14 protein-coding genes are annotated in these 12,046 nt (G+C 67.5%); 6 read left to right on the forward strand and 8 right to left on the reverse strand.

What is annotated here, in order from left to right; all coding sequences use genetic code 11:
• The first annotated feature begins 85 nt into the window (after positions 1–85).
• Entirely contained in the window at positions 86–892 is an 807-nt protein-coding gene (locus ACILR9_RS21090) for an ABC transporter substrate-binding protein (protein WP_395711926.1), read from the forward strand.
• A 132-nt stretch (positions 893–1,024) separates the two neighbouring features.
• Here the strand turns inward: ACILR9_RS21090 and ACILR9_RS21095 are convergent, their stop codons facing one another.
• Positions 1,025–1,411 (reverse strand): VOC family protein, encoded by a 387-nt coding sequence (locus tag ACILR9_RS21095; RefSeq protein WP_395711927.1) that lies wholly within the window; start codon positions 1,409–1,411, stop codon positions 1,025–1,027.
• Positions 1,412–1,477: 66 nt separating this feature from the next.
• On the opposite strand from ACILR9_RS21095, the gene soxR reads away from it, so the two are divergent.
• Positions 1,478–2,029: a redox-sensitive transcriptional activator SoxR gene (soxR, locus tag ACILR9_RS21100; RefSeq protein WP_395711928.1), complete on the forward strand. Its 552-nt coding sequence runs from the start codon at positions 1,478–1,480 to the stop codon at positions 2,027–2,029.
• Here the strand turns inward: soxR and ACILR9_RS21105 are convergent.
• Entirely contained in the window at positions 2,007–2,714 is a 708-nt protein-coding gene (locus tag ACILR9_RS21105) for a 2OG-Fe(II) oxygenase (RefSeq protein ID WP_395712010.1), read from the reverse strand. The two genes, soxR and ACILR9_RS21105, sit on opposite strands and share 23 nt — an antisense overlap.
• A gap of 81 nt (positions 2,715–2,795) precedes the next feature.
• On the opposite strand from ACILR9_RS21105, the gene argB reads away from it, so the two are divergent.
• The 3 genes from argB to ACILR9_RS21120 all read left to right on the forward strand — a co-directional run bounded on the left by argB (position 2,796) and on the right by ACILR9_RS21120 (position 4,791).
• Positions 2,796–3,716 carry an acetylglutamate kinase gene (argB, locus tag ACILR9_RS21110; RefSeq protein ID WP_395711929.1) on the forward strand — a complete coding sequence of 307 codons (921 nt, stop codon included), beginning with the start codon at positions 2,796–2,798 and terminating at the stop codon, positions 3,714–3,716.
• 31 nt (positions 3,717–3,747) lie between these two features.
• Positions 3,748–4,329: a peptide deformylase gene (gene def, locus ACILR9_RS21115; RefSeq protein ID WP_395711930.1), complete on the forward strand. Its 582-nt coding sequence runs from the start codon at positions 3,748–3,750 to the stop codon at positions 4,327–4,329.
• A 63-nt stretch (positions 4,330–4,392) separates the two neighbouring features.
• Positions 4,393–4,791, forward strand: coding sequence for a globin family protein (locus ACILR9_RS21120; RefSeq protein ID WP_395711931.1), 399 nt, complete (start codon positions 4,393–4,395; stop codon positions 4,789–4,791).
• 52 nt (positions 4,792–4,843) lie between these two features.
• Here ACILR9_RS21120 and ACILR9_RS21125 read toward each other — a convergent pair whose 3' ends face one another.
• The 3 genes from ACILR9_RS21125 to ACILR9_RS21135 all read right to left on the reverse strand — a co-directional run bounded on the left by ACILR9_RS21125 (position 4,844) and on the right by ACILR9_RS21135 (position 8,135).
• Complete coding sequence (locus ACILR9_RS21125) at positions 4,844–5,533, reverse strand: phytochelatin synthase family protein (protein ID WP_395711932.1); 690 nt, start codon at positions 5,531–5,533, stop codon at positions 4,844–4,846.
• Positions 5,534–5,806: 273 nt separating this feature from the next.
• Positions 5,807–7,156 carry an MmgE/PrpD family protein gene (locus tag ACILR9_RS21130; RefSeq protein WP_395711933.1) on the reverse strand — a complete coding sequence of 450 codons (1,350 nt, stop codon included), beginning with the start codon at positions 7,154–7,156 and terminating at the stop codon, positions 5,807–5,809.
• 13 nt (positions 7,157–7,169) lie between these two features.
• Positions 7,170–8,135: a Bug family tripartite tricarboxylate transporter substrate binding protein gene (locus ACILR9_RS21135; RefSeq protein WP_395711934.1), complete on the reverse strand. Its 966-nt coding sequence runs from the start codon at positions 8,133–8,135 to the stop codon at positions 7,170–7,172.
• 230 nt (positions 8,136–8,365) lie between these two features.
• Here ACILR9_RS21135 and ACILR9_RS21140 point away from each other — a divergent pair, with 230 nt between their 5' ends.
• Positions 8,366–8,764, forward strand: coding sequence for a RidA family protein (locus ACILR9_RS21140; protein WP_395711935.1), 399 nt, complete (start codon positions 8,366–8,368; stop codon positions 8,762–8,764).
• Between the two features lie 28 nt (positions 8,765–8,792).
• Here the strand turns inward: ACILR9_RS21140 and ACILR9_RS21145 are convergent, their stop codons facing one another.
• The 3 genes from ACILR9_RS21145 to ACILR9_RS21155 all read right to left on the reverse strand — a co-directional run bounded on the left by ACILR9_RS21145 (position 8,793) and on the right by ACILR9_RS21155 (position 11,883).
• Positions 8,793–10,154, reverse strand: coding sequence for an NAD(P)H-dependent oxidoreductase (locus ACILR9_RS21145; RefSeq protein WP_395711936.1), 1,362 nt, complete (start codon positions 10,152–10,154; stop codon positions 8,793–8,795).
• A gap of 238 nt (positions 10,155–10,392) precedes the next feature.
• Entirely contained in the window at positions 10,393–10,923 is a 531-nt protein-coding gene (locus tag ACILR9_RS21150; protein ID WP_395712011.1) for a phytanoyl-CoA dioxygenase family protein, read from the reverse strand.
• Between the two features lie 288 nt (positions 10,924–11,211).
• A complete protein-coding gene (locus ACILR9_RS21155) occupies positions 11,212–11,883 on the reverse strand; it encodes a GntR family transcriptional regulator (RefSeq protein WP_395711937.1) in 672 nt (223 codons plus the stop codon).
• Positions 11,884–12,046 lie beyond the last annotated feature (163 nt).

The raw sequence follows: 12,046 nt of genomic DNA on the forward strand, positions 1-12,046 counted from the left end.
CAGGCGCGGTCCCAGCCATGACTCTTCCCGGCCGCCTGACCTTCGGTTGCCTTTCCAGTTCGGACGCGGTGAACTCGCTGCGGCCATGACCACGAACCGATCGCCTGCCGGCTCCAGTCGCCGCCTTGTCGCCTCGACCCTGGTCCTGTTGCCCAGCCTGGCCATCGCCGCCTGCGCGCCGCGCGCCGACCGCGGCATGACGCTGGCACCCGGAAAGCTTCGAATCGGAACCTACTTCGTCAATCCGCCCTTCGAGTACGTTGTCGACGGCCGGAGGATCGGCTTCGAGGTCGATCTGATGAACGACCTCGCCCGTCGTCTGGCGCTCGCGCCGGAGTTCGTCGATACGCGCTGGGAGACCATCCTTCAGGAGATGCAGGAAGGACGGTACGACTGCATCGTCGGCGGCATCACGATCACGCCGCAACGCGAGCGGACGCTCGCCTGGTCGACGCCCTACATGACCACGACGCTCAGCCTGGTGATCGACGTCAGGCGTTCGCCCAGGATTCGCGACATCGCCGATCTGCGGACGGCACTGGTCGGCGTGCAGGCGGCGACGACGGACTACGACATCGCCGTCGCCATGAAGGCTCGGGGCGAGATCGGCAGCATCAAGGTCTATCCGTTCGCCGAGATCGGCCAGGCCATGGTCGATCTCGCGGCCGGCCGCATCACGGCGGTCATGAAAGTCCATCCCGTCGCCGCCTGGCTCGCCCGCCGGACGCCCGGCCTGCGCATCGTGGCCCAGGTGCCCAACGATCCTCAGCCATTGGGGATCGGTCTTGCGAAGTCCAACGCCGCCCTGCTCGCCGCCATCAACGGTGCCCTGGCGGACTTGCGGCAAGACGGCACCTACGATCGCCTGTCCCGGAAATGGGACGCGGTCTGATTTCATCGCCTTCTTCGGCGAAGCCGCATTCGACATAGACGCGCGCCCCTTCCTTCTCCCCCAGCGAAGCTGGGGAGGAGGCCGAATAGCGGCTCACATTCGAATGCCGTGTTCCCCGGCGTAGCCGGGGAGTCATTGCGGGCGATAGCTCACGACCTCGTACTCGATGCCGTCGGGATCGAGGAAGTAGAAGCGGCGGCCGGGATGGTAGTTGTCGTGCGAGAACGGTCGCAGGCCGGCGGCGACGACGCGCGCCTCGGTGCCGTCGAGGTCGTCGACCTCGACGCCGATATGGTTGAGCGGCCGGCCCTTGGCGAAATCGTCCGCCGTGTAATGCATGTCGCGCCCGGTATAGAGGGCGACGTAGTGATCGTCCGATCCGACATGGATCGTGTGGCCGCCGTTGCGGGCGGCGCCCCGCCAGCGGACGTGCCAGCCGAACAGCGCCTCCATCAGCTGGGCGGTGCGCGCCGGGTCGGAGACGGTGACGTTGACGTGCTCGATGCGCAATCCGGACATGGTCGTTGGCTCCTTTTCCAAAGCGTGCGCGAAGGCTAGAATCTCAACTTCACTTGAGGTCAAGCCTTGCCCAAGATCTCCGCCCTCGCAGCCTCGCTGCTGACGATCGGCCAGCTCGCGCGCCGTACCGGGCTGTCGGTATCGGCGATCCGCTTCTACGAGGCGCGCGGCCTGGTGACGGCGATCCGAACCGGCGGCAACCAGCGCCGCTTCCTGCGCGCCGACATCCGCCGCCTGTCTTTCGCGCTGATCGCCCAGCAGCTCGGCCTGACGCTCTCCGACATCGAGCGCGAGCTCGCCACCCTGCCGCAAGGCCGCGCGCCGACCCGCTCGGACTGGCAGGCGATCAGCACGCGGATCCGCGGCGCGCTGGAGGCCCGGCTGCGCATGCTGGAGCGCACGCGCGAGCTGCTCGACGGCTGCATCGGCTGCGGTTGCCTCTCCCTTGACCGCTGCGTCCTCTACAATCGCGGCGACAAGGCGGCGCGGGGCGGCGCCGGTCCGCGCTACCTGCTGGGTGACCGGGCCCAGGATTTTGCCGATCCAGCCGTGCCGAAGAGAGCGCCGCGGCCTGCTCGCTCGGAGCAGCGACCGCTCACGCCGCGTCGTGGAAGATGATGCCGAGGGTGAAGCGCTGGCCGCGCCGCACGGTCGACACGCCGTGGCGCATCGCCGTGCGGTAGACGCCGCGCGTGCCTTTCACCGGCCGCTCGTTGACGGCGAAGATCACGGCGTCGCCCTGGGCGAGCCGAACCACCTCGCCGCGCGACTGCATGCGCGGCCGCTGCTCGACCAGCATGAACTCGCCGCCCTCGAAGTCGCGGCCGGGATCGCTCAGCAGCACGGTGGCCTGAAGCGGGAACACCAGGTCGCCGTAGAGGTCGCGGTGCAGGCAATTGTAGTCGCCGGCGCCGTAGCGCAGCAGCAGCGGCGTCGGCCGCCTCTGGCCACCCTGGTGGCACTGCTCGAGCCAGGCCGCCAGCGCGGCGGGAAAGCGCTGCGGGCTGCCGAGCTGCTCGTTCCACTGGTTGGCGACCCGGGCCAGCTCGGGATAGAGCGCCTGGCGCAGCCGCTCCACCGGCTCGGGCAGCGGATAAGCGAAATACTGGTACTCACCCTGGCCGAAGCCGTGGCGCTGCATGACGATATGGCTGCGAAAGCACGCCTGGTCGGGCCATGTCCTGGCGAGCGAACGGCACATTTCGGGCTCGATCAGCCGGGGAGCCACGACATATCCGCGCTCGGCCAGGGTGGTGGTGTCGATCATGGGGACATCCTGCCGCGCCGTCCGCTCTTCTTCTATCCGCCCGCCGCCTGATATATGATCACCGCGAGCCCTCTCCCGACGCGGAGAGGGTTTTTCTCAACTTGGGGTCCGGAAGACATGGCCGAGCCGGTGCAGACCGACAGCGCGCAGAGGCGGCTCATCCGCATGGCGGAGACGATCTCCAAGGCCTTGCCGTACATGCGACGCCACAACGACGCGACCTTCGTCGTCAAGTATGGCGGCCACGCCATGACCGATCCCAAGCTCGGCGACCTGGTGGCGCGCGACGTCGTGCTGATGAAGCAGGTCGGCATGAACCCGATCGTGGTCCACGGCGGTGGCCCGCAGATCAACAAGATGCTGGAGCGCGTCGGCATCAAGAGCACCTTCGTGAACGGCCTGCGCGTCACCGATGCCGCGACCATGGAGATCGTCGAGATGGTGCTGGCCGGCTCGATCAACAAGGCGATCGTGGCCGACATCAACGAATGCGGCGGCATCGCCGTCGGCATTTGCGGCAAGGACGGCAACCTGATCCTGGCCAGGAAGGTCACGGAGATGCGCGATCCCAAGACCGGCGAGCTCCTGAAGGTCGACCTCAAGCAGGTCGGCGAGCCGGCCAAGATCAACGTCATGGTGCTCGAGCAGCTGCGCAAGGCCGACGTCATCCCGGTGGTGGCGCCGATCGGCTTCGGCGTCGACGACGAGCTCACCTACAACATCAACGCCGACACCTCGGCCGGCGCCATCGCCGGCGCCATGAAGGCCAAGCGCCTGCTGTTCCTGACCGACGTGCCGGGCGTGCTCGACAAGAACGGCCAGCTCATCCAGGACATGACGGTCGAGCAGGCCCGCGCCCTGATCGCGGACGGCACGATCTCCGGCGGCATGATCCCCAAGGTCGAGAACTGCATCGACGCGGTGAACTCGGGTGTCGAGGCCGCCGTCATCATGGACGGCCGGGTGCCGCACAGCCTGCTGCTCGAGGTCTTCACCGAGTCCGGCGTGGGCACCATGGTCAAGCGCGGCCGGGGTTGAAACACCTGATTTAGCTGCATATTTAGTCGCCATGGCCCTCCTGACCATCCTCACCGCGCCCGACCCGCGCCTGAAGAAGAAGTCCCTGCCGGTCGCGGCGGTGGACGACGATCTGCGCCGCCTGATGGACGACATGCTGGAGACGATGTACGCCGCACCCGGCATCGGCCTCGCGGCGCCGCAGGTCGGCGCGCTGCAGCGTGTGATCGTGCTCGACATCGACCGGGAGGACGTCAAGACCGGCCCGCTGTTCATGGCCAATCCCGAGATCGTCGAGGCCTCGGACGAGGACGTGAGCTACGAGGAAGGCTGCCTGTCGGTGCCCGAGCACTATTCCGACGTGGCGCGGCCGGCCAGGGTGCGGGTGCGCTATCTCGACCGCGACGGTGCCGAGCGGGAAATGGCCTGCGAGGGCCTGCTGGCGACCTGCGTGCAGCACGAGATCGACCACCTCGACGGCATCCTGTTCATCGATCACATATCGGCGCTGAAGCGCAACATGATCCTGCGCAAGCTCCTGAAGGCGCGAAAGGAGAAGGAACGCGACGCCGCCGACGGCAAGCCGCTGGGCAAGGCGGCCAGCAAGGCCGACGAGGCGGCGCCCGCCGGCTAGCCGTCATTTGGATGGCATGGATGTTGCGGCACGCCCCGTCACGCGACAGACGGGGAGAGCATTGTGACGCCGCAGCAGGTCGAACTCGTGCAATCGAGCTTCAGGAAGGTCGTGCCGATCGCCGGAACGGCCGCCGACCTGTTCTACGATCGCCTTTTCGAGCTCGCGCCGGCGATGCGGCCGATGTTCCCGCGGGATCTCGGCGAGCAGAAGAAGAAGCTGATCGGCATGCTGGCGACCGCGGTCAACAGCCTGCACAAGCTCGATACGATCGTGCCGGCCGTGCAGGACCTCGGCCACCGCCACAAGCGCTACGGCGTCACGACCGAACACTACACCCCGGTCGGCGCCGCCCTGCTGTGGACCCTCGAAAAGGGCCTCGGCGAGGCGTTCACGCCAGATGTGAAGGGGGCCTGGACCGAGGCCTACACGACTCTCGCCGGAGTCATGAAGGCGGCATAGCCCATCTACTCCCCGACCATGTTGCCGCGGAGTGGACACATGTCGTGCCAGCTCACCGCGTGATCACGACCAGCCCGCGCGCCTGGCGCGAGGTCGCGTCGATCGTCTTCATCGCCTCGTGCAGCGCGACCAGCGGCACCCACGCCGGCGGGTACTTGTACTTCGCCACGTCGAGCACGAGGACACGGTCCGATGCCTCGTCGTAGGCGCCGACCGGTGAGAAATGGCCGCCGCCTTCCTGGCCCACCGATTGTCGCCAGTAGTTCACGATCATTCGCCGCCCCGGGTCGCCCAGGGCACTCATGATCGCCTGGCGCAGCCAGGCCGCGTCGAAGGAGTCGCCATGGTGCGTGACGGCCCGCACGCCGAGGTTCTCCATGAACCGGCGCGCCTCCTCGAGGGTGAGTCCCGCGCGTTCGACCGCATCGTAGGACTTCACTCTCTGGTTCTCGGGGGTGAAGACCTCGTCCTGCGTGAACAGGCCATAGGGGTAAAGGCGCCGGGGTTTGGGCCGTTCGACATCGAGGCTGTTCATGACGGCGGCGATGCTGGCCGGTCCGCAGAAGGTCTGGACGTGCTCGGTCTCGAGATAGCTCGCGACGGCAAAATAGCTGGCTCGATGCTGGCTCGCCCCGAACAGCTTCTGTCCTTCGGGATGGGTGAGGTAGATCAGGTCCTGCGCCGCGGCGGGGCCCGCCAGAAGAAGCGCGACCGTCGCGATGAGTGTGCGGATGGTGACCATGGATGCAGCCTGTCCTCGGCGCCTCGAATGCTGCCTCTATACGAAAAGCCCCGGCGCCTCGCCAAAGTCGTCGGGGTTCTAGAGCGTGATCTTCTTTGATTGAAGCACTAGAAGCATGACCTCACCCTGAGGAGCCGCGCGGAGCGTGGCGTCTCGAAGGGTGGGCCACAACGTGATTGAGCCGACCCTTCGAGACGCGGCCTGCGGCCGCTCCTGGTATTTCAACCAAAGACAATCACGCTCCAGCGCCGACATGATCCGTGCGGCGGTAACTCACCGAGCGTGTCGCCGCAACGGCTCGATCAGGTCCGCCATCGTCTCCCATTCTTCGCAACGATCGACTGCCGCCTCGATCGCGTCCATCCCCGCAGGCGTCAGATGCGACGCGGCCAGCTCGCGAAATTTCGCGCGAACCTGCGGCTCCGGGTCCGGCATCAGCGTGTCGCGGATGGAATTCTCGCGCGCCGCCGTGGCGCTGCGCCCATCCTTCAGTCTCAGCGTGACGCGCGCGGGCCTGAGCGTCGGCGTGCTGCGCGCCGTCATCGCCGGATCCTCGGCGATCCGCACCAGCGGCCGCAGCGCGGCGATGACCGGATCCGCCAGCGCGCTGTCGTCGATCTCGGCGAAGCCCAGGCCGCCGCGCGTGATTAGCACCGCTGCCGCATGCGGCAGCGAATATTTCGACGCAAAGTAATTGGGCGGTGCCGGGTTGCGCATCACCGAGGCGAAGGCGAAGGTCTGCACATCGACCTGCGCGACCTCTCCCGGCTTCGGCTTCAGCACGGCCAGCGTCTCGGCCAGGCTGTCGAGTGCCGCGTGGATCGGATTGCAGCAGGCGTAGAAGCGGAAATAGTTCTCCAGGATCTCCCAGCGCCGCCCCATGTCGTCGGGCATCTTCTCGGGCGCGAAACCCGCGCCCACCATGACGCCGAGCGCCTCCTCGATCGCGTCCTCCTGTGCCGCGTAGCCGGCCGCCGCCATCTCCGGCGCCAGCGTCGCGGCCACGGCACCCATACCGGCTGGCAGGTTCAGCGTGGTGCCGCCGGCGACGGTGTTGTTGTAGCTCGGCGTCATCAGCATGGTGGTGGCGACGCGCATCGTCAGGCTGACGCCCGCCCCGTCCAGTCCGTGGAGCCGCGCGCCTGCCGCCGCCGCGCCGAGCAGCGAGAGCTGGCCATTCGGATGCGAGAAGGCGCGCTGTGTGTAGGCGCGGTTCAACCGCCCTGCCACTTCGTAGCCCAGGACGAAGGCACCGAGCATGGCGCGCCCGCCCAGGCCGCGCTGCTCGGCGATCGCCAGAACCCCCGGCAGGATGTGCGGCGAGGGTTGAAGTCCGCGTGAGCCCTCGCACAGTTCCACTGCCCGCGCGGCGATGCCGTTCAACAGGGCTGCCGTGCGGATGTCGGCCTGCGGCAGTCCGTCCGCAAGGATCGTCGCGCCGCGTCCCGCGCCCGCCAGCAGCCGCTCGCTGAGCGAGCGCACCTCGGGCCGCGCCGCGCCGACCAGCGTCACGCCGATCGTGTCCAGCAGGACGAGCTTGGCGCGCCGGTGCACCGTCTCCGGCATGTCGTCCCAGCCCGTGCGCGCGACGAACCGCGCGAGCTTCTCGATCTCTTCGCCCAATGTCAGGTCCCCTTCAGCTGGGCTTGAGATTGAGGCGCGCGACGATCGGCGTCCACCGCGCGATCTCCGAGCGCAGCAGCGCCTCGGCCGCGGCGGGCGAGGCGTCGGGCCAGGTCTCGAAGCCCGCTGATGCGAGACGCTCGCGCACGGCCGGATCGGCCAGGGTGCGCGCCGCGGCGGCGCGCAACGCGGCCAGCGCCGCATCGGGCGTGCCGGGACGAACGAAGATCATCGTCCAGGCGGCGTTGTCGTAGTCCGGTACGCCCGCCTCCTGCAGCCCCGGCAGACCGGGCAACAGGGTCGAACCGCCGGCCATCGTTACCGCGAGAGCGCGCAGCTTGCCCTGGCGGACCAGCGGCATCAGCAGGCTCGGGCTGTCGATGGTGAAATCGAGCCGGCCCGCGGCCACGTCCTGCGCCGAGGCGGCGGCGGCGCGATAGGACACGATGGTGAAGTCCACGCCGGCGCGCAGGCGAAACAACTCGGCCGCCATGTAGTTTACCGCTCCCGGCGCGGCCGCGCCGCAATTGGCCGCCGCGCCGCGCTGGCGCAGCCAGGCGATCAGCTCCGGCACGCTCTGCGCGGGCACCGAAGTGTGCACGGCAACGACGAAGGGCTGGCGCGTGACGAGGGCAACGGGCACGAAATCCGCGACAGGGTCGTAGGCGAACTGTGGATAGATCAGCTTCATCAGGGCGTGGTTGTTGGTCGGGACATAGATCGTCTGGCCATCCGCCGGCGTCTGCTGGAAGGCGTTGGCGCCCAGCGTGCTGCCGGCGCCCGCAAGGTTCTCCACGACGATCGAACGGCCGAGCAGCGGCGTCATCGCATCGGCCATGATGCGGGCCACGATGTCGGACGCGCCGGCGGCCGCGACCGGCACGATCATGCGGATCGGCCGGTCGCCGAACAGCGACTGCGCCCGGGCGGCGAGCGGCACGGCGAGGAACGGTACGGCAAGCAGGCGGCGACGGTGCATGGTGCGAGTCCTGGGTGTTCGGCGCCACACAAAACCCACACACACACCCCGCCTTTCGCGGGGTGGCCCGGCCCTCGACGGGTTTCCATTGGTTGCGTGGGGACGCTTCGATGTCAAATTGCGAAGCGCATTTGCCGCCAGCGCATCTGGGACGTTGGCATTTCGCCGCGGACTACCGACACAACGCTGTCAGGAGGGCTCTTCTAGCTTGCCGGCAAAGGAGAGCGCCCATGATCGAAATGACAAAGCCCGCAGTGCCCGTCTTCGCCAAGTTCGCCGCACGCATCTCGGTGCCGTTCTCGCCAGTCGTGCGCGCGGGTGACTGGGTCTATGTCTCGGGCCTGGCGCCGATCAATCCCGAGACCGGCGAGTACGACATCCTGCCGATCGACCAGCAGGCTCGTCGCGTGCTGGGGCATCTGGAGGCTTGCCTCGAAGCCGCCGGATCCGGACTGGACCGCGTCGTGAAGTGCAACGTCTATTGCTCGAACCCGGCATACTTCGCGCCCATCAACACGGTCTATGCCGAGTACTTCAACGCCTACAAGCCGGCGCGAATATTTCTCGGCCAAGCCGGATGGTTCGGTCCGTTCGATCTGGAGATGGACTGTGTCGCTCTCGCAAAGTAGGGCCGCGTGGATTGCCAGGGGCGCGGCGCTACTGCGCCGCGATCCGATCTGCCGGCGCGAAGGCCCGCTCCATCTCGCGCCGCAGCTTCACGGCGGTCAGGGTCTCGTCCATCGCCACGTCGGCGTAGGTCAGCGACTGGCCGGCCTTGATCGGTTTCAGGAGCTTGACGTTGTGGGCGAGGCCGAGCGGCAGGCTGCCGAGCCCGGTCGATTTGCCGGCCGGGAACAGCTTGCCGTAGACCGTGTAGCCGCCCTCGCCGTCGAGCATCTCGCCCGCCTTGAGGTCGCGCTTGGCGGTGGCGATGACGTCGGCGTGGAAGCCGATCGGGCAGCCCGTCGGCTCCTTGCGCAGGCCGACCGAGGCGACCGACATGCCGACCTCGAGCCCGATCAGGTGCCAGCGCTTGTACATCACCGAGTACCGCCCGCTCGGATCGGTGCACAGCATGTACTCCTCGAAGCAGTTCTTCTGGTACTCGGTCGCCGCCTCGAACACGACCCACACGCCCTTGCGGATCTCGTAGGGGATGGCGCGGCCGTCGCGTTCGAGCGAGCTCGCGCATTCGACCTGGCCCTTGTGATGCAGCTGGCCGCCTTCGGACGCCGGCCGCATGACGAACGGCAGATCCTCGACCGCGCAGGGCGGGAAGGCGAGGCCGTCGGGCGCCGGCGTCAGCCCGGTGGCGTTGGCCACCGCCGTGCTCTCGATGGCGGGCTTGGAGCCGTCGAGGAAGGAGTTGAACATCTTTGGGTTCAGGCCGCCGCGCCTGGCCTGCTCCTCGTTGAGGCCCCAGTATTTCCACACCGTCTCCGGCGTCGACTGCGCGTAGTGCGGCAGCCACTTGTGGCCGCGGCCCGCCGCTGTGACCTCGAAGCCCGCGGTGCGCGCCCAGTCGACCAGCTCGCAGATCAGCGCCGGCTGATCGCCATACGCAAGGCTATAGATCACGCCGGCTTCGGCGGCGCGCTTGGCGAGCAGCGGGCCGCAGAAGGCGTCGGCCTCGACCGTCACCATGACCACGCTCTTGCCGTTGCGGAAAGCTTCGAGCGCGTGCTCGACCGCGGCAATCGGATCGCCGGTCGCCTCGACGACGATGTCGATCTCGGGATGGCTCACCAGCGCCTGCCAATTGTCGGTCAGGCAGGTGTTGCCGTTGCGCCGCGCCTCGGCGAACGAGCCGGCCGCGGTCACCTCGGGCTTCCAGCCGAGCCGCGCCAGGTTCTCGCGCGCCCGTGGCGGCGAGAGGTCGGCGATGCCCAGCAGATGGATGCCGGGCGTGGTCGGGATCTGCGACAGGTACATGGCGCCGAACTTGCCGGCGCCGATCAGGCCGATGCGCAGCGGCTTCGCTTCAGCCGCGCGCGCCAGCAGCATGCGATGGAGACTCATGGATTTCCTCCTCTCAGGATGCGCCAGGGGCGCGCGCGAATTCCGGTGGGATCAACAATACCCTCATCCTGAGGAGGCCGCGAAGCGCCGTCTCGAAGGATGGGCTGCGGAGAGACCGTTGGAAAAGCGGTGTAGCAACATCCGTGCTATTGCCGACCCTTCGAGACGGCTGCTTCGCAGCCTCCTCAGGGTGAGGGTTCTTTGGCGCTCGCATCCAGCCATGAGCTTGACCCTCGCGCTACTCCGCCGCCGCCTTGCGTCGGGCGGCGCGCGCCACGGCATCGTCCTCCCAGGCGTCGATCGGCGTGAAGTCGCGATGGGCGATGTAGTCCGGCCGCTTGAAACGGCGGATGGCGTTGGAAACGGCGTTGTAGGTGACGTAGATGATCTGGCGGTCCCACGGCGACATGTTGGGCGGGCTGCCATGCACCAGGGTGCCGTGGAAGAAGATCGCCGAGCCCGGGCCGCCCTTGGGCGCCACGATGCCGCCCTGGCGGACCAGCTTGGCGATGGTGTCGTTGTCGATCACCCAGAGCGGGTACGAGGTCGTGGTAAGATCATGGCGGGCCTCGATCGCGCCCTTCTTGTGGCTCTTCGGGATGAACCATAGCGGGCCGTTGAACTCGTTCACCTCGTCGATGAACACGGCGAGGTTCATGGCGCGCGCCTCGGGCATGTCGTCGTCGGCCTTCCAGGTGCCGTAATCCTGGTGCCACTGCCAGACGTCGCCGTCGAAGGCGGCTTTGCCGTTGATCTTGAACTGGTGGATGTAGGTCTTGTCGCCCCGGCTCGACGAAGCGCGGGTGGTGGACCAGCGCCTCGAACACCGGGTGGTAGGTGTGCACGGCGAAGGCGGTGCGCACGACGTCGCCGGTCCTTTCGCGGACGTTCTCGGGGCGGCGCTGGGCGAACACCTCGGGCACCGAGGCCTTCAGGATCCGCGTCTCCTCCGGAGAGAAATACTCGGGAAAGAACAGGTATCCTTGCTCGTCGAACTGGGCGAGCTGCTCGGCAGTGAGCTTCATGGCGCTCCTCCTCTCTTGTCCTCGGTGCGCGCTCAGGCGGCGCGCGAGATGACGACCTTCAGGCGTCCGGTGAGAATGTCGGCCATCTGCTCGGCATGGCCGCGGCACAAGGCTTCGGCTTCGGCGGTCTGGCCGGCCTCGAGGGCACGCAGGATGCCCTCGTGCTCGTCCCACACGCTGACCCGCAGATCGGCTTCGCTCAGGGCCGCCGCCATCACGCGCCGCAGGTGCTGCCAGTGCGGATGGGCGGTCTCGCCGATCAGCGGATTGCCCGAAGCCTCGTAGACGAACAGGTGGAAGTCGATGTCGGCCTCGATCACCGCCGGGACGAGGCCGCTCGCCACCGCGCGGCGACCGACATCGAGCAGGTCGCGACCGCGCTGGCGCAGGTGCGGCGTGTAGTTGGCCGCCGCCAGCCGCGCCGCCGCGCCGTCGAGCGCGCCGCGCACGATGTAGAGATTGCGCGCATGCTGGACGTCGAGCGGCGCCACGCACACGCCCTTGCGCCCGGCATCGATGAGAAAACCCTCGCGCCGCAGCAGCATCATCGCCTGCAGCACCGGCTGGCGCGACACGCCGAACTTCTGCGCCAGCTCTTCCTGGGTGATGCGCACCCCGGCCTTCAGCTCGCCGGAGCAGATGGCTTCGAGGACGGAGTCATGGATCTTTTCGCTAAGATCAGCTTCGGGCACGATCGGTCGCATGGTCTGTATACAGAACACAGATTTCGTTCTGTCAAGAGAACGAAGGATCCGACAATGTCGATACAAATATATATGAATAATTGACATTGTCGAAATGATGTCCCATCTCAATAAGCATGCGCGATGACCGCTATCGACGAACATCCCTCTCGCGTCCTGTTCG

Source organism: Reyranella sp., from assembly GCF_044224635.1.
Lineage (GTDB): Bacteria > Pseudomonadota > Alphaproteobacteria > Reyranellales > Reyranellaceae > Reyranella.